Origin of the sequence: Clostridium sp. UBA1056, from assembly GCA_002316385.1 — a bacterium.
In the GTDB taxonomy this organism is placed as follows: Bacteria; Bacillota; Clostridia; order Clostridiales; family Clostridiaceae; genus Clostridium_J.
In genome coordinates this window covers 560-19,550 of record DCDL01000012.1, presented here as the reverse complement: position 1 = coordinate 19,550, position 18,991 = coordinate 560, and the positions used below count along the sequence as shown (strand labels likewise).

General features: G+C 29.7%; 15 protein-coding genes and 2 riboswitches. Of the genes, 4 read left to right on the top strand and 11 right to left on the bottom strand.

Annotation, left to right across the window (positions count from 1 at the left end):
* The first annotated feature begins 12 nt into the window (after nt 1-12).
* Entirely contained in the window at nt 13-1,272 is a 1,260-nt protein-coding gene (locus tag B3W71_RS03935) for a lactate/malate family dehydrogenase (protein WP_346887638.1), read from the top strand.
* A 79-nt stretch (nt 1,273-1,351) separates the two neighbouring features.
* Nucleotides 1,352-2,404: an NAD(P)H-dependent oxidoreductase gene (locus B3W71_RS03930; protein WP_346887648.1), complete on the top strand. Its 1,053-nt coding sequence runs from the start codon at nt 1,352-1,354 to the stop codon at nt 2,402-2,404.
* A 68-nt stretch (nt 2,405-2,472) separates the two neighbouring features.
* Here B3W71_RS03930 and B3W71_RS03925 read toward each other — a convergent pair whose 3' ends face one another.
* The 6 genes from B3W71_RS03925 to B3W71_RS03900 form a co-directional block, all read right to left on the bottom strand.
* Nucleotides 2,473-2,778 carry a rhodanese-like domain-containing protein gene (locus B3W71_RS03925; RefSeq protein ID WP_346887637.1) on the bottom strand — a complete coding sequence of 102 codons (306 nt, stop codon included), beginning with the start codon at nt 2,776-2,778 and terminating at the stop codon, nt 2,473-2,475.
* Between the two features lie 124 nt (nt 2,779-2,902).
* A complete protein-coding gene (locus B3W71_RS03920) occupies nt 2,903-4,075 on the bottom strand; it encodes an AI-2E family transporter (RefSeq protein ID WP_346887636.1) in 1,173 nt (390 codons plus the stop codon).
* Between the two features lie 524 nt (nt 4,076-4,599).
* Complete coding sequence (locus B3W71_RS03915; protein WP_346887635.1) at nt 4,600-6,027, bottom strand: spore germination protein; 1,428 nt, start codon at nt 6,025-6,027, stop codon at nt 4,600-4,602.
* A gap of 159 nt (nt 6,028-6,186) precedes the next feature.
* A complete protein-coding gene (locus B3W71_RS03910; RefSeq protein ID WP_346887634.1) occupies nt 6,187-6,912 on the bottom strand; it encodes a hypothetical protein in 726 nt (241 codons plus the stop codon).
* 283 nt (nt 6,913-7,195) lie between these two features.
* A complete protein-coding gene (locus tag B3W71_RS03905; RefSeq protein WP_346887633.1) occupies nt 7,196-8,359 on the bottom strand; it encodes an iron-containing alcohol dehydrogenase in 1,164 nt (387 codons plus the stop codon).
* Nucleotides 8,360-8,531: 172 nt separating this feature from the next.
* Nucleotides 8,532-9,536 (bottom strand): M42 family metallopeptidase, encoded by a 1,005-nt coding sequence (locus B3W71_RS03900; RefSeq protein WP_346887632.1) that lies wholly within the window; start codon nt 9,534-9,536, stop codon nt 8,532-8,534.
* A 163-nt stretch (nt 9,537-9,699) separates the two neighbouring features.
* Nucleotides 9,700-9,757: riboswitch (Fluoride riboswitch) on the top strand.
* 340 nt (nt 9,758-10,097) lie between these two features.
* Between B3W71_RS03900 and B3W71_RS03895 the strand changes: the two genes are divergently transcribed.
* Nucleotides 10,098-11,282 (top strand): cation:proton antiporter, encoded by a 1,185-nt coding sequence (locus B3W71_RS03895; RefSeq protein WP_346887631.1) that lies wholly within the window; start codon nt 10,098-10,100, stop codon nt 11,280-11,282.
* Nucleotides 11,283-11,448: 166 nt separating this feature from the next.
* Nucleotides 11,449-11,608: riboswitch (M-box (ykoK) riboswitch) on the top strand.
* A gap of 408 nt (nt 11,609-12,016) precedes the next feature.
* A complete protein-coding gene (mgtE, locus tag B3W71_RS03890; RefSeq protein ID WP_346887630.1) occupies nt 12,017-13,354 on the top strand; it encodes a magnesium transporter in 1,338 nt (445 codons plus the stop codon).
* A 136-nt stretch (nt 13,355-13,490) separates the two neighbouring features.
* On the opposite strand, the gene B3W71_RS03885 is transcribed toward mgtE, so the two are convergent.
* The 5 genes from B3W71_RS03885 to clpB all read right to left on the bottom strand — a co-directional run bounded on the left by B3W71_RS03885 (nt 13,491) and on the right by clpB (nt 18,926).
* Entirely contained in the window at nt 13,491-13,646 is a 156-nt protein-coding gene (locus tag B3W71_RS03885; protein ID WP_346887629.1) for a zinc-ribbon domain-containing protein, read from the bottom strand.
* A 307-nt stretch (nt 13,647-13,953) separates the two neighbouring features.
* Nucleotides 13,954-14,109 (bottom strand): zinc-ribbon domain-containing protein, encoded by a 156-nt coding sequence (locus B3W71_RS03880; protein ID WP_346887628.1) that lies wholly within the window; start codon nt 14,107-14,109, stop codon nt 13,954-13,956.
* A gap of 157 nt (nt 14,110-14,266) precedes the next feature.
* Complete coding sequence (locus B3W71_RS03875) at nt 14,267-15,709, bottom strand: DEAD/DEAH box helicase (protein ID WP_346887627.1); 1,443 nt, start codon at nt 15,707-15,709, stop codon at nt 14,267-14,269.
* Nucleotides 15,710-15,921: 212 nt separating this feature from the next.
* Nucleotides 15,922-16,077, bottom strand: coding sequence for a zinc-ribbon domain-containing protein (locus B3W71_RS03870; RefSeq protein ID WP_346887626.1), 156 nt, complete (start codon nt 16,075-16,077; stop codon nt 15,922-15,924).
* A 233-nt stretch (nt 16,078-16,310) separates the two neighbouring features.
* Complete coding sequence (gene clpB, locus B3W71_RS03865) at nt 16,311-18,926, bottom strand: ATP-dependent chaperone ClpB (protein ID WP_346887625.1); 2,616 nt, start codon at nt 18,924-18,926, stop codon at nt 16,311-16,313.
* Nucleotides 18,927-18,991: the final 65 nt, after the last annotated feature.

Below are 18,991 nucleotides of genomic sequence, written 5' to 3'. Positions count from 1 at the left end.
AAGGAGTAATATATGTTTTACTATATATTTAATAACAATTTAATTATAAGCAATAAGGCTGTAGATAGATACGACTTTACTTCTATAGATGAAGAATTATGCAAAAATTATACTGGTAAAATCTTTGCTTTAACTTCTATGGACTGCAAAATCTCTAGAAGATCTTTTATAGTATCTAATGAAAATCTTTTATTTCTAGAAAAAGAAGATTTAAACATGCTTAAATCCTTAAATGAAATCAATAAAATAGTTCCTAGCTGGCTAAAAACTGCTATCAAAGAAAAAAGAGTTATTTCCTTAAATACTAATTATCCAAACTTTCTAGATGTCATAACCTACTCTCAACCCCAAAAGTGGAAAGTCAATGTAGTGGGTTTAGGAGATGTAGGTGCTACTCTTTTAACTGGACTTAGACTTTTGGGTCATCATGTAATATCTGACTTGGGTATTTATGATAAAGATTCTAAAAAAGTTGATCGACTTAACTTTGAACTATCTCAAATTCTCTCTTATGATGGCAAAGAAAATAATATATCAATAGTTCCTTTAAAAGAAGAAGACTTATTTAATTGTGATATGTTTGTATTTTGTGTATCTGTTGGTATACCGCCTATAGGTAAAGAAGAAGAGGATGTAAGACTTGTACAGTTCACTGGAAATAGAAAGGTTCTTAAAATCTATGGACAAATGGCAAGAAAATCAAACTTCAAAGGAATATTTGCAGTAGTATCAGATCCTGTGGACTTATTATGTAAATCTCTTTTTGAAGATAGTAATAAAAATGAAAATGGCATCCTAGACTTTCAAGGCCTTGCTCCCGAGCAAATTAGGGGATATGGATTAGGTGTTATGAATGGTAGAGCAGTTTATTATAGTAATCTTAGGGAAGATACTAAGGATTATTTAAAAGAAGGCAGAGCCTTTGGTCCTCACGGTGAAGGCTTAATCATTGCCAATAGTATCGAAAACTTCGATGAGGATGCATCAGATTTCCTTACAGAAAAAACGAAAACTGCAAATTTAGAGGTCCGTGCCACTGGATTTAAGCCTTATATAGCTCCAGCACTATCCTCTGGTGCTCTTAGCATTATTGATACTATTAAAAGCAACTATCACTACTCTTCAAATTTCATTGGTGGGACTTATATGGGTTGTAAAAACAGATTTTTTAACGGTTGTACAGAGAATGAAGTATTAAATATGCCAAAAAAGTTAATGACTAAGTTAGAAAATACCTATGATCTTTTAAATGAGCTGTATAATAAAAAATAAGAAGAATAAACTATTATATAGATAATATTTTATTTAAATAATAAGTTGCATTTAGAATACTTTGTTGGGAGGGATATTTATAGAAACTCTATATGTAGTATTACCAAATAAAAATATATCCTCTATATTAAATAATATGGTATACTCTTCAATTAAGAATATACGTCATATATTAATAGATGATATAAATAATCTACCTGATTTAACCTGCAGAAAATTACTTTTTGTAGCACAGGTAGGAGATGTTGGTTATGATATCCCTCTGATTAATCTTCTAGCTAAACTTCTCGAGAAAGATAAGGACTCTTTAGTTGGGTCTACCGGAGCTCTTCTTATACACAGTGTCGATGACCATGGTACAAAACGCTTTGCTCAAGATATTGTATATATTGCTAATAATATGGGTTGTTCCTTTATAGGTCACCCATTAGTTGAAGCCACTGGTTCTTTAAAAAATTTCTCTACTTGGCAAAAAACTATAAAAATTCCTTTAGAAGATATTTGTTATAAACTCAGTAAAAAATTAGTTGCAAGACTTATGATAGATAAACCCAAAGATCTCAAAAGTGGTAAAATTTCAGTACTTTATTCTAGTCCTCATAAAACATCTAATACCTTAGATCTATGGCACCTTGTCTCTAAACATATTACTTCCTTTGAAATTAATGAAATACAAATTGAAAGAGGAGAGGTTCTGGATTGTATTGGATGTCCCTATAAGCTTTGCCTTCACTATGGAAAGAAAAAAGGCTGTTTCTATGGTGGCGTTATGACCGAGAATGTTCTTCCTGCTATAGAAGAAAGTGATGCCATAGTTTTGCTCTGTCCTAACTATAATGATGCCATAGCTGCTAACTTAACAGCTGTAATAAATCGTCTTACTGCATTATATAGGAGAAGTAATTTTTATAGTAAATCTATTTTTGCAGTAGTAGTATCAGGAAACTCAGGAAGTGATTCCATTGCTAAGCAATTAATAGGCGCTCTGAATATAAATAAGGGTTTTAGACTTCCACCTTACTTTTCTATTCGTGCCATAGCCAATGACCCTAAAACAATATTTCAGGTAGAAAATATAGATATAAAAAGTGAACTTTTTAGTAAAATAATTACAAATAATATAAAGGTGTAGAGACTAATCTCATACACCTTTATATTATTATTTTTATTTACTTACTAGCTAACTTAAATAAAGTGAAGTTATTTTTCAAGGTCATAGCTCCAATTTGTGATACCACCTAAATCACATACATTATTATACTCTAGATAGTCAAGCATCATTGCAGCTCTAGCACTTCTAGCTCCGCTATAACAATACACACATATCATTATATCCTTATCCTGTACTATATCTTCAACTTCATGAGAAATATCACTTACAGATATTAATATGGCATTTTTTATATGTCCTTCCTTGTAAGCATCCTCATCTCTTACATCTAATATTATTATATATTCATCACTATCTATTTTATTTTTTAATTCCTTAGCTGAAATTTTTCTCATATTTATCTTCTCCTTTTCTCTTATGTTTAATGTTTCTATATTTTATCTCCAATAAAAATAAATGAATTATTTAATAAAGTTCTTCTTAATACTTTAAAATATCTCTTAATAATTTGTCTTACTTCTAGATAATTGACTTTGCTTTATAGTATCTATGAATATATACACTCACTATACCTGCAATTGGAACTGCAACTATCATTCCAGCAGCTCCACCATATCCTCCACCAACAGTTAGAGCAATTAATGTCCAAACAGCTGGAAGTCCAACACTGTTACCTACTATCTTAGGTTGTATAATATTACCATCAACTTGTTGATATAGTATTAAAAGTACAAAACCCCATACTCCCAGTGTAATACTCGAAAACATGCCTAATATAAAGGCACTTATAGCTCCAATAGCAGGTCCTATATATGGAATTACATTACTTATTCCTGCTATTACTCCAACTAAAACTGCAAAGGGATGATGTATCATCAACATAAGTATAGATGAAACTATACCTACAATAACAGCATCTAGTAAAACCCCTCTTACAAAACCTCCTACTACTTCATCTAAGTCTATAATAAATTGTTTTAATATTTTACCTAATTTTCCTGGTATAAAAGCTCTCCCAAATCTTCTTATAGTTTTAAAAAGCATTTCTTTATCCTTTAAGAAATAAAATGTAAATATAACACTTAGAACAAAGTCTATTATGAAGGAACCAAATCCATAAATACTATTAGTAATTAAATTAACTATTTCTTGTCCAATGACTGCAAATACTGTTGTTATCTTATCAATATAGGTACTCACTTGTTGATAATCTATATCTAAAGTTGCAAAATAAGAGTTTAAATTATTTATCCCATCTCTAACTACACTTTCATACTGAGGGATATTATTTATCAATGCCTTTGCATTCTCTAAAAGAGGTGGAATTATAAAGTTAAATATCAATACTACTGACAGAATAATAAGTACAAATACTATAACAATACTTATAATTCTATATATCCAATCATATTTGTCATTATTCTTTGCATTAATACATTTCTTCATAAAAACTTCAATGTATCTTACCAAAGGAAATAGCAAATATGCAATTATAGCCCCTATTATTATAGGTCTTATTACCCTTAAAAATCCTAGTATTGAATTCTTAATTATAGTAATAAATGCGCCACCCCTACTTACTACTTCATAGCCAGCAAAAAGTGTAATTCCTACAATGACAGCAACAACCCCAATATTTATATATTTTCTATCTATATCTAGTTTTTTATCAATTCTAAACTTATCCCACATCTATTTTACTCCTTTATAAAGTTTCCTTTATATTAATAAATCTTAATAGTGTTATTAAATAAACTATGTATACTTGCATTATACCATGAGTAATATTAAATTAACAAAAAATATATATATTCTTAACTTTTAAATTCTACTCCAAATTTTACATTTGGTTAAGTAGAATTTACTCCTTTGAGTATATACGAAAAGGAGTTTCTTTTTCCTTAAATCTTTGATTTAGTTAATGTAAGTTAATCATTCAAATATAATGAGAAGGAGTTTCTTTTTTAAATAATTTTACATTTGGTTAAGTAGGATTTACTCCTTTGAATATATACGAAAAGGAGTTTCTTTTTTCATTAAATCTTTGCCTTAGTTAATATAAAATACTCGCTAAAATATTCTGAAATGAATTTTATCCATACATTTTTAATTAATGGAGTTAAGAATTAATATTTGTTTTAATTGTAAACAAAAGCTGACTAATAGTTAGCCAGCTTTTATACTTATATTAACTCAATTATTATATTTCAAAGTTACTAATTATTTTCCTCTTTACTCTTATCTAATAAGGATTTTCTATATATTAGTCCTCTTAGATCTTTCTTATTGAAAGGAAAAAGTGGATATAAATATCCCCTTCCCGTAAGCGTCTTATTAGATGCAATTATGGCGAAAATTAATATCAAACCTGCTACATATCCATATACATCAAATCCCCAAGTAGTAATAAGCAAAATTATTCTACAAAACTTTATTGCATATCCCATTTCTATACTCGGCTGTGTGAAACTACCTACAGCAATAAATGCCATATATAATATGGTATCTGGCACAAACCAACCTGATCTAATAGCAAAATCGCCTAATATTAATCCTCCAATTATACCAAGGGAAGTTCCCAGTGATGTCGGTGTATTTAAAGATGCCATCTTTAATCCATCTATGGCAAGCTCAAGTATAAGAAATTGCATAGCTAGAGGTACCGAGTTCATCTCCTGTACCGTTAGAAATCTCAAGTATGACGGAAGCATATCTTGATGTTGCATCATCAAAAGCCAAGTTGGTGTTGTAATTAAAGTTAAAATTAGTACCATATTTCTAATGAACCTTATATAAGCTCCAGTAATAGGTGGATAATAGAAGTCTTCTATTTCTTGTATAAAGTCCATAAATGAAGAAGGTAACATCATGATATTAGGGCTATTATCTACTATTACAACTATTCTTCCCTCCAAAATATGGGCAGCTGCTACATCTGGTCGCTCTGTATACTTAACCTTTGGAAAAGGATTATAGAACTTATACTGCACTAACCCTTCTAATAAACTTTCTTGATTCATAGTAATGCCTTCTAACTTTAAAGATGATATTCTCTCTCGTAACTCTTCCAACAAATATTTATCTTCCAAACCATCAATATATCCTAAAGCTATATCCGTCTTTGTTCGTTCTCCTACTGATAACATTTCAAAGGTCAACTTTGGATCTCTGATTCTTCTTCTAATTAGCGCAGTATTAAAAACTATGGTTTCTACAAAACCATCTCTCGAACCTCTAGTTACCTTTTCTGTCTCAGGTTCAGCAGTCTCTCTTGCTGGATAAGTTCTCAAGTCTAATATTATAGCTTCTTCATAGCCATCTATTAACATTACTGTAGGCCCAGATAAAATAGTAAAAATTAATTTATCCACATCCCCTTGTATATCCACCTCTACATAAGGTATAGTATGCTCACTAAAGGCTCTAGCTGTTCCGAAACCATCCATCTCTTCTTTAGTAACTTTAAAGAACCCTTCCATGATCTTTTCCATCACTTCGTCTTTTATAAAACCATCTACAAATATTATGGCTACTTTTCTTTTACCTATATATATAGACCTATGTATTATATCAAAACTCTTATCTACATTTAATTTACTTTTTATAAGTGCTAAATTTTCCTCGAGATTTCTTGATAAATTCATATAATCACTTCCTATCCATATTAAGCTTAACTTAGTATGTACTAAAAAGTATAATTTAATTCATCATCTAATTACTCTATTTCTAGAGCCACATATTTAGATACCTTATTTTCTAATAATCTAAAGGGCTATTTCAAAAATTGAAACAGCCCCTCTTTTTTATGATATGTTATCTTCATTTTCTAACCAAGCTCTCCATTGATCTTCAAAGTCATCAATAGGAACCTTTATTACACTAAAAATATCACTTTCATCATACTTTCTTATGATTTCATTTATAATTTCTTTACCATAGATTTCTTCTATATATCTGATTATAGTCCATGCCCATGTTTTATATAGGCTTTTATTTTCTTGAATCATCTTTAGTGATGGTATCATCTCTTCCTTCATAGCTTTTTTTATCTCTTTATTAATATTTTCTTCATCCCATAACTTAGATAGGTATATAGCTATTCCTTGTCCAAACCATGTGGATGAAGCCTCTGGATTTAAAGATAAAAATTCATTAAATATATGAACCACTTGACTATAAATAAGTTTTTGAAGCATTTCTCCTTCATAATCATAAGTAGACTCTTCCCCATAAGCAAAGGGTGACAATATTAACAAATCATTTTTTGAAGTAATAGTAACCTCACTTCTTTTAGATGCACTATTTCTCTTCAATTTCAAAACCGTTTCGCCTATATAATCATACTCTCTTCTATTCATAGCTAAAATAGCTCTTATAGAAAACTTTCTATCTTTTAGCTGAAAATACTTTTCTAATTCTTTATAAGAATAAAGTAGTCCTTCCATAACTTCTATTACAAATCTGCTATCATTTCCAACGTAGTAAACTGTAACATTTTCTTTACGTGCATATTTATAACTTTCTAACATCAATCTACTCCCCCTAAACTCTAGTGACATAACCCAATTTTTCTTATATATTCTATAAAAACTTCATTATTCCTTTTTATTTTCTATAAGATACTGTGAGTTGACTTCTTTGTATTATCCTTGCAAAGATTTATAGGTTTATTAATAGGGCTTTTAGTAGACTTTATAGGATATAGATTAGAAACAAAAGGACTTTCACAAAACAATTCACTAATATTTATAAAATATTAGCTTATTTTGCGAAAGCCCTTTAATTCATCTTAAAACCTTATATATTCTAATTTTATTCAAAGGCTATTTCTAGAATTTTATAGATATCATCTTTATATAAAGGTTTAAGAGTTCCTAGTGGTGCAAGGATTGCAGCATTATCTGCTATAAAATTTAAATCCTCTTTCTTAATTCCAACCTCTTTTAAAGTTATAGGGGCACCTATTTCCTTGTAGAAGTTTCTTAGTGACTCTATTCCTTTTAGAGCCTTTTCTTCATCATTACCCTCGTTTATATTAAATACATGGCTTGCAAATTTTGCAAACTTCTTAACATCTACCTTGTAAACATACTTCATCCATGCAGGCATCACTATAGCAAGACCTGAACCATGAGCAATATCATTAAGTACTGAAAGAGAGTGTTCTATGGAGTGAGATGCCCAATCTCCCTTTCTACCAACTCCATTTAATCCATTTAAAGCAAGAGTTGCTGAAAAAGCAAGCTCACTCCTTGATTTATAATTATTACTATCTTTTAATAATTCTCTAGTATGAGTAATTACAGTTCTAATAATTCCTTCTGAAAGTTCATCAAGCATATCTGTGCTTTCTGTTCCACCATAGTATGCTTCAAATACGTGACTTATAGCATCTATTGCTCCGTTAGCTGTTTGATTTGCTGGAAGAGATCTTTGAACTGAAGGATCTAATATAGATACTTTTGGATATAATAATGGAGAACCAAAGCTCCACTTTTTACCTTCTTCTTCATTGGTTACAACACCACCTGCATTCATTTCAGATCCTGTAGCTGAAAGGGTCAATACAGTGAATAGAGGTAATGCAGCTTCAACTTTTCCTTTACCCTCAAAGAATTCCCATACATCGCCTTCATAACAAGCTCCTGCAGCTATAGCTTTAGATGAGTCTATTACACTTCCTCCGCCTACAGCTAAAACTCCATCTACCTTATTCTCTTTAGCTAGTTTTATACCTTCTTGAACCTTTGATAACACTGGATTAGGCTTAACTCCTGATAACTCAATAAACTCTATGTTATGCTTCTTTAGTGACTGTACTACAGTATCATAAACTCCATTTTTCATTATGGAGCCCTTTCCATAAACTATTAATACTTTTTTAACTTCATATTTACTTAAATGATTCCCTATACTTTCTATAGTATTTTCTCCAAATACTAATTTAGTTGGATTATAAAGTGTAAAATTTAACATATTTATTCCTCCTCTAATATTACTATCATCTTTAAGATATACTTTATATTTCTATTAAACTTTAGTATATAACTTAAAAATCCTATTAATTTCTTTTTACTTTAATATATATTTTCCTACATTTTATCAACAAAGTAAATATAAATTACTTTATACCTCTATTGAATATGATCTATTTTTCATCAAAATTAAATTCTCTGTCTACATATTTAGCTAAAAGCTCAATAGATGCATTAGTATCATCCATGCTTATTAGAGCATTGGGGCCATGTACATATCTAGTTGCTACTGATATTCCTGTAGCTCTAACTCCAAAATTAGATTTATTAATAGCTCCTGCATCTGTACCACCACCATCAATAACATCTAATTGATATTTAATATTATTTTCCTTAGCACAATTAACCATTTCTTCAACTAAATATTCATTACATATAACTGAACCATCAGAAACCTTTATAGCTGTTCCTCCACCCACTTTATTGCTTCCTTCTGGGCAATTAGGGAAGTCATGAGCTATGGTTACATCTAAAGCTATTCCTAAATCTGGATTAATTCTGTTGGCTGCAACAGTAGCTCCTCTAAGTCCAACTTCTTCCTGAGTTGAAAATACAAAATATAAGTCATTATATGGATTATTGATTTTCTTTAAAGTTTCAATTAATATATAACATCCAATTCTGTCATCTATAGCTTTACCAGTTACATTGCTTTCTTTAAGTTCTACATAATCTCCCACATATGCTGCCACATCTCCAACCTTAAGATACTTTTCTGCCTCTTCCTTACTACTAGCTCCTATATCGATATATAATTTTTTAGTATCTGTAGTTAGTTCTTTTTCCTTAATTGTACTAGCTACTAGTCCAATTATTCCATTTCTAAATTTAACTCTATTCATAGCTGTCTCAATAACTGGAATACCACCTAAGGCTCTTACTCTAATATTTCCCTTATCCTCTATTTTTACAACTTGAAATCCTATTTCATCCATGTGAGCAGAAGCCATAATTTTTTTCTTATTTTTCCCTATTCCAGCTTTATAAACAATTAAATTTCCAAGGGCATCTACAGTAATTTCATCAGCTAAATCTTTAATTTCTTCTCTTACTACATTTCTTATTTCCTTTTCATATCCACTAACACCAAAAGCATTAATTAATTTTTCTAATAACATGATATTTTCCCCTCTCGTATGTAAATTTATTCTATATTTATAATATTATCACAATAACCTATCGGATTCCATATAAATTTCGTGTGCCGAAATTTTAAATTTCCATGAAGTTTCTATAATTTTAAATATTGATTTTACTATTAAATATTGTTATACTAAAAGTATAATTTATGGTGATGGAGTTCACCAAAACTGCAATTGCTAATGACTCCTACAGACAACGCTATGAGTGTGTCTGTAGGAGATTTTTTATGTTCAAATTGCTGATACATGTTGCGCTAGTTGAAACTAATAGGGATGACATTAGCGATACTGCATATTTTACTGATAATTTGAATGATAAATCTCATTAATACCTCATATAGAACAACTATTTAAAATACTAAATATTTAAATAGTTTTCTTTAAAAAATTTTAAAATGTTAAATAGTTAAAATGTTTTATATGTAACTAGATATTTATTCAGAATGTGTATGTATCAAAGGAAGGAAGTCTTTAATGAAAAACTTTATATTCAACTAGAGCAATAAATTAAAATTTAGTTTAAAAGGAGGGGCTGTCATGGCTACTAGCATAGCAATAATCATACTTCTTGCTATTATCTTCAACTTCATATTTGAAAAAATCAAACTTCCTGGACTTTTAGGAATGTTGATTTTAGGAATTATTATAGGTCCCTATGGACTTAATTTAATCAATGGAGATTTACTAAAAATAGCTCCAGATTTACGTAAAATAGCTCTTATTATTATTCTACTGAGGGCTGGTCTGGGAATAAAGAAATCTGATTTAAAGGAAATAGGAAGACCTGCAATAAAGATGAGTTGTATACCTGGCATATTAGAAGGCTTCACTATAGCCTTTATATCTACTAAACTATTAGGATTTACCTTTATACAGGGAGGAATTCTTGGCTTTATAATTGCTGCTGTGTCTCCTGCCGTAGTTGTACCTCAAATGATTAATCTAATTGATAATAAAATTGGTACTAATAAGAGTATTCCTACTTTAATATTAGCTGGTGCTTCCATTGATGATGTATTTGCAATCACTATATTAACTAGCTTTCTTGCCTTATATGCTGGTAAAAGCACTAATATAGCTTCTCAACTTTTACAAATACCTGTTTCTATAATATTAGGAATAGGTCTAGGATTAATATTAGGCTTTGCAATAATATATCTATTTAAAAAATATAGCATTAATGATATAAAAAGAATATTAATTGTTTTAGCTTTCTCTATACTTTTAACTACTATAGAAACTGTATTTAAAGATAAAGTATTAATTGCTAGCCTTTTAGGCGTTATGACCATTGGTTTTATCCTTACAGAAAAACTTCCTAAGGTAGCTACTCCTCTCTCTCATGGATTAAATAAACTATGGGTCTTCGCAGAAATCTTACTCTTTGTATTGGTTGGAGCTCAAGTAAATATCTCTGTAGCCTTTTCCTCAGGAGCAATAGGCATCATAATTATTTTTATAGGATTAATAGGTAGAAGCATTGGAGTAGTAATTTCACTAATAGGTACTAACTTAAATATAAAGGAAATACTTTTCTGTGTTATATCCTACACTCCTAAGGCAACAGTTCAAGCAGCTATGGGTGCATTACCTCTATCTCTTGGAGTTGCATCTGGTGATTTAATCCTAACTATATCTGTGTTATCTATCCTAGTTACAGCTCCATTAGGTGCCATTGGAATAAATGTTTCAAGTAAATCTTTATTAGAAGCTCAAAGCTAATGACAGTTTAATAATATTTAATATAGAATTACTAATTTTCAATTTACTTTATTTATTTGAGAATTAATAGTTCTATATTATTTTAATGTGAAATTTTTTTAATAAACTTATCCTTTACTGTTGACTTTTAATAAGTAAAGTAATACTATTAATGAGGAGAAAAATTTATATACCTCGGTAGGTGAGGTTACTACAAGGATACGGGTTGCTACCGTAAAAGAGTGGAAACATTCTTAACTGGTTAGCAGATTTTGCCGAACAAAGAAGGCTTAATCTAATGCAATTTCATTGCCTTGCAGAGCTAAAACTTGAACGAGTCATACTATTTTTAGTATTTGCCTGCGTTTTAGTTTACGGAGGTTTTTTTATTTAAGAAATTTTAGGAGGTGTAAGAAGCATGGACGATGGTAGTAGTAATATTAACAATGAAGATTTGATATATGTAATGTTTAACGCAACAATCAAATTCTATGTAACTTCTTACCCTCTTTATGATACAAGATAAAATAAATTATTATCATTTCTGTTTAAAAGTATAATTTATTATTAATCTAAATTCATAAATGGATAAAAATGTTGTATAGTTATTTATCAAGGCATTAAACATTAAGTTTAATGCCTTTTTATATCTTCATTGTTTTTTACCCGCTACAACCTAGGAATTATAATTTTTCAGTTTTGGTCAATACTATTTTGACTGATTATAATGCATTGAATTAATAGGAGGGGTAACAATGGAAAACACAATCAGACTAATAAATGAAAAGAGATTTGTTGATGCAAGAAAAACTCTTGAAAAAAAGAATGTAGTAGATATAGCAACTTTACTTGGAGAAATGGATAAAGAATCTGTAGTTAAAATCTTTAGAGTACTTCCTAAAGATATGGCAGCTGATGTATTCTCCTATCTAGACCACGAGGATAGACTATTTATAATTAACTCTATTACCGATATTGAAATTTCAAATATTATAAATGACTTGTTTATTGATGATACTGTAGACTTTTTAGAGGAACTACCTGCTAATGTGGTAAAAAAAGTTTTAAGAAATACCGATGAAAATACTCGTAAAATAATAAATCAATTTCTAAAGTATCCTGAAAGCTCAGCTGGAAGTATAATGACTATAGAGTATGCTGATTTAAAAAAGCATATGACTGTAAATGAAGCAATTGCTCATATAAAGAAAACAGGTATAGACAAAGAAACAATTAATACTTGTTATATTCTAGGAAATAATAGGGAACTTCAAGGTATTATTTCTTTAAGAAAACTTATTTTAAGTGACGAAAATGTATTAATCGAAGATTTAATGAAAACCGAATTTATATATGTTAACACCTTAGATGACCAAGAAAATGTAGCACAACTCTTTAAAAAATACGACTTATTATCTATTCCCGTTACTGATAATGAAAAGAAGTTAGTTGGAATAATCACCATCGACGATATAGTGGATATAATTGATCAAGAAAATACAGAAGACTTCCAGAAGATGGCAGCTATGGAGCCTAACGAAGAAGAGTATTTAAAGACTAGCGTATGGAATCTCTCTAAACACAGAATACTTTGGCTTCTTGTATTAATGATTTCAGCAACTTTTACAGGAAATATTATAAGAAGATTTGAAGATGTTCTATCATCTGTAGTTATTCTAGCATCTTTTATTCCAATGCTTATGGATACAGGTGGTAATGCCGGTTCCCAATCCTCAACTCTTATCATAAGAGGTCTTGCTTTAGGTGACATAGAATTATCAGATGGCTTTAAAGTTATATCTAAAGAGCTTGGGGTTAGCATTATTACTGGTTCTATTCTTGCACTTGTGAATTTCATAAGAATATATTATTTTGAAAAAACTAGTTTTTTAATCTCTCTAACTGTATGTATTAGCTTATTCTGCACTGTAGTTGTTGCTAAAATAATAGGTGGTATACTTCCTATATTAGCTAAGAAATTAAAACTAGATCCAGCTATTATGGCTAGCCCACTAATCACAACCATAGTAGATGCCGTAGCTTTAACGGTATATTTTACGCTATCTGTAAATTTATTAAATTTATCAGTTTAAATTATCAATATATTAGAGGCAGTTTCAAAATCACTAAATCTTAGTTAATTTTGAGACTGCCTCTTTTCATGTTAATAAATCTACATATAAAAATAGAACTACAAGACTCTAAGTCTGTAGTTCTATAGAAAATATATTATCTTCTATTTCTTTCTGCTTTTCTTGCTCTTCTGCAATCAGCGCATCTAGTTGGCTCGTTTTCGAATCCTTTTTCAGCGTAGAAAGCTTGCTCTCCTTCTGTAAATATAAATTCTTTACCACAGTCTTTGCATAATATTGTTTTATCTGCCATTTCAATTCCTCCATTTTTAAAGATTTACATTCAATTAACCAATTCCCTAAAAACGGAGAAAGTTATAATAGATGTGAATCTTTTTATTTTATGGTTTCAGTTTATCACTTTAACAGTTAAATTTCAAGTATTTTTTGAATACTTATACGTTTTTTAAATAAACTATAAGTTTATGTAATTTTTGATATGACTTTTTTCTTATATAGTAAATTATTCTTTATATTTCAATGCTTTGTTGTAATTTTATAAAATAAAATAAAGCTATAAAAATCACTTTTTATAGCTTCTATTGAAATATTAAATATTACTATCTTCTATTTCTATCTGCTTTTCTTGCTTTTCTGCAATCAGCACATCTTACTGGATCATTTTCGAATCCTTTTTCAGCGTAGAAAGCTTGCTCTCCCTCTGTGAATATGAATTCGTTTCCGCAATCTTTGCATGTTAATGTTCTATCTGCCATTTTTCATTCCTCCATTTTTAAAGATTTACTTTTAACTAACTGATTCTCTAAAACTGGAGAAAAGTGTTATTAATCTTAAATCTTTATTTCTTTTATTTTGTATTTACTACTCTTTCAGTATATCATGATAATAATGATAATACAACATATATTTAATTTATTTTCTTGCTTTTTCTAATTTAACCTTCTTCCCTTTAATAACTATTTCTTTATATTTTTTTAAAAGTACATTGCCTTTATTATTAAGTATATCTACATAAGAAATATTATCTTGTATATCAATTATACCTATATCTTCTCCACTTAATTCTGGAAGATTACTTAATGCTCCTAATATATCAATATTTCTTAATTTTTTCTTCTTACCAGCACTAATATATACTTTTATAATATCTTTATGGATTACCTTTTTTCTATTTGCTTTTTCTTCTTTTAGATGCTTTTGACTCTCTTTAAATAGAATTCTCCCTTCTTTAATCTGTAAATCACTCGGAAACTCTCCCTTTTCAATATTATAGCCTAAGTATTCTTCTATAGAAGCTAAAAACTTCTTTTCATAGTTAGAAACAAAACTAATAGCACTTCCTTCACGTCCGGCTCTTCCTGTTCTACCTATTCTATGAACATAGCTCTCTCTTTCCATTGGCACTTCATAATTAAATACGTGAGTTATATTATCTACATGAATACCTCTAGCTGCAATATCTGTAGCAACCAATACTTTAAATTCTCTATCTTTAAACCTCTCCATGGTTTCAATTCTCACCTTTTGTTCCATATCCCCATGTAATTGCTCTACTAAAACACCTTCATCTTTTAAGTTTTCATATACTCTTTTGACCTTATCCCTAGTATTACAAAACACTATAGCTGCTTCAGGCATAAATGCATATAGATTTTTCCATAATGCTTTAAACTTATCTTTATCTTCAATATTTAGATATGTTTCCTTTATCTTTTCTCGATTAAATATCTTTGATTCTATTTCTAAAAGCTTAGGTTTTGTCATGTAATTAGTACATAGTGCTTCTATACTTTCTGGTATTGTTGCAGAAAATAAGGCAGTTGTTCTCTTTTTAGGTAACCTATCTAATATGTCACTTACCTGATCTATGAATCCCATATTTAGCATCTTATCTGCCTCATCAATAATTATATAGCTTAAATCTTCAAAGTTTAGGTTACCCCTATTCATATGATCGCTTATTCTTCCTGGAGTTCCTATTACTACATGTACCCTTTGTTTAAGTTCTCTCACTTGCTCATTAAAAGGTTGTTTTCCAAAAATAGCAGCACATCTAACTTTTTTTAATCTTCCTATATTAGATAAATCCTCTTTAACCTGTAATGCAAGTTCTCTAGTTGGAACTAACACTAAAGCAGTTATTTTAGACTCTTCCACTTCAACTGCATCACATATAGGAATACCGAAACTAGCAGTTTTTCCACTACCTGTTTGGGACTTTACTATGACATCTTTACCATTTAAAAGGTTTGGTATAGTTTCTTCTTGAACTTCTGAAGGATTTTCGAACCCAAGATTATCTAGTGCTCTCAATATATTTTCATTTAAATCATATTTACTAAATCCACTTTTCATAATTTTCTCCTCAATATCTAGTATGCATATATATTATTTTAATACACAAGCTTAAATTTTATATATTATATATTTAAGTTTATTTATATATTTCCTCTTACCTTAAGATTTTTATACATTAACACCTTTAATATTATTTATTAAATAAATACTTCAAAAATAAAAGCTATAAGAATTACTTCTTATAGCTCCATTGAAATATTAAATATTAATTATCTTCTATTTCTTTCTGCTTTTCTTGCTCTTCTGCAATCAGCACATCTAGTTGGCTCGTTTTCGAATCCTTTTTCAACGTAGAAAGCTTGCTCTCCCTCTGTGAATATGAATTCGCTTCCGCAATCTCTGCATGTTAATGTTTTATCTGCCATTTTAAAATTCCTCCATTTTAAAGATTCACCTATTACTAACAAATCCTCGAATTGGAGAAAATTATTGTATATGTTAAATCTTTATTTTTATTTTATTTGTGTTTAACCACATATTTACTATAACATATAAACACTAGGTAATGCAAGCTTTTATTATATTTTTTATAGAATATATTTCTAAAAATATATTTAAGTTTTAAAATCAATTGATTTTAAGGATTACATCTTTTAACTTACACTGTAACTAGGCCTTTATTACTTATTTTAAATACTATTTGACCCTCTTTACCATCCACTAAAATATTGCATCCATTATAAACTTCTCCTGCTATAATCTTCTTAGCAATCATAGTTTCTAATACATTCCCTATATATCTCTTAAGTGGTCTTGCACCATACACTGGATCATATCCTTCTGTTGCTAGAATTTCCTTAGCTTCATCAGTAATCTCTAACCCTATATTTTTCTCACTTAATCTTCTTCTAACCTCATTAACAAATATATCGATAATTTTCTTGATACCTTCAATATCCAGTAGTTTGAACATTATAATATCATCTACACGGTTTAAAAATTCTGGCTTAAATCTATACTTCATTTCATTCATTACTAAATTTTTAGTTTCTTCAGTGATTATACCATTATCTTCTAGCAGATAATTACTACCTATATTAGAGGTCATTATTATAATAGTGTTTTTAAAGTCTACAGTTTTACCTTTATTATCAGTAAGTCTTCCGTCATCCAATATCTGTAGGAACACATTAAATACATCTTCATGAGCTTTTTCTATCTCATCAAATAAGACTACTGAATATGGATTTCTTCTTACAGCTTCTGTTAATTGTCCACCTTCCTCATAACCTATGTATCCTGGAGGCGCTCCTATAAGTCTTGATACTGCATACTTTTCCATATACTCTGACATATCAATTCTTATAATATTTTCTTCACTGTCAAATAGATTTCTTGCTAAAGTTTTAGCTAATTCTGTTTTACCTACTCCTGTAGGACCTAAGAAAATAAATGATCCTATTGGTTTATTTTCATCCTTCATACCAGCTCTAGCTCTAATTACTGCATTAGCAACAGCTGTTACTGCTTCATCTTGACCTATTACTCTCTTATGGAGCTCTTCATCTAACCTTAAAAGCTTTTCTCTCTCACTCTCAACTAATCTTGTCACTGGGATTCCAGTCCACTTAGATACTATTTGAGAAATCTCTTCTTCTGTAACCTCTTCTTTTAAAAGTGCTGACTCATAATTTTTATGCATATTTTCTTCTTTTTCTTTTATCTCTTCTTCTAGTCGCGGAATAACTCCATATTTTAATTCTGCAGCACTATTTAAATCATATTCTCTTTCATATTTTTCAACCTTACCTCTAGCTTCATCTAATTGCTCCTTTAAAGTTCTAACTTCAAGAATTTTACCTTTCTCTTGCTCATATTTAGCAGTCATCTCATCATTTTTCTCTTTTAATTCTGCTAATTCCTTTTGTAATTGTTCAAGTCTTTTTTTAGATGCTTCATCACTTTCTTTAAGCAATGCTTCTCTTTCAGTTTCTAAAGTAAATAGTTTTCTTCTAACCATATCTAGCTCTGTAGGAAGTGAATCTATTTCACTTCTTATCATAGCACCAGCTTCATCAATTAAATCTATAGCTTTGTCTGGTAAGAATCTATCTTGAATATATCTATAAGATAATTTTGCAGCTGCTACAATGGCAGAATCATGAATTCTAACTCCATGATGTATTTCAAACCTTTCTTTAAGACCTCTTAATATAGAAATTGTATCTTGCACTGTAGGCTCATCTGCAATAACTGGTTGGAATCTTCTTTCTAAAGCCTTATCCTTCTCTATATACTGTCTATATTCATCAAAGGTAGTAGCTCCAATACAATGTAACTCTCCCCTAGCTAACATAGGTTTTATAAGATTTCCTGCATCCATAGCTCCATCAGTTTTTCCAGCCCCTACAATAGTATGAATCTCATCTATAAATAATATTATCTTACCATCAGAGCTCTTTACCTCTTTGAGTACAGCCTTAAGCCTTTCTTCAAATTCACCTCTATACTTAGCTCCAGCAATTAGAGCTCCCATGTCTAATGAGAAGATTATTCTATCTTTTAATCCTTCCGGTACATCTCCTCGTACAATTCTTTCTGCTAGCCCTTCAACTATAGCAGTTTTACCTACTCCAGGCTCTCCAATGAGCACTGGATTATTCTTAGTTCTTCTAGATAAAATCCTAATTACACGTCTTATTTCTTCGTCTCTTCCTATTACAGGGTCTAACTTATGTTCTTTAGCAAGATCAATTAGGTTAGTCCCATATTTAACAAGGGCATCATAGGTTCCTTCTGGGTCATTAGTATTTACTCTTTGATTTCCTCTGACTTGAGATAAAACCTCCATAAACTTTTCTTTATCTATATTGCATTCTTTAAGAATTTTACCAACTATCCCCTTAGAATCTATATCCATAATAGCTAGCATCATATGTTCTACACTTATATATGAATCATGAAATTTTTCTGATATATCTTGTGCCTTAACTAAAACTTCATTAATTCTTCTAGTTGCAGTTACACCTGATGAACGTGCACCTTCCCCTAATACTTTAGGCATTTTCTCTAATTCTAAATTTACTTTTCTTTTTATTCCATCAACATCTACTTCCATTTTTTCAAAGACATTGGGTATTAAACCATCTCTTTGATTTAACAGTGCAGAAAATAGATGAATGATATCTACTTGTTGATGATTATTTCTTACTGCTTCATCATATGCATCATTTAAACTTTGCTGAACTCTTATAGTTAATCTTTCTGTTTCCATAACATTACCAGCTACTCAATTTTTATATTTTATTTAAGACATCTGAAAATAAATAACAAGTCAAA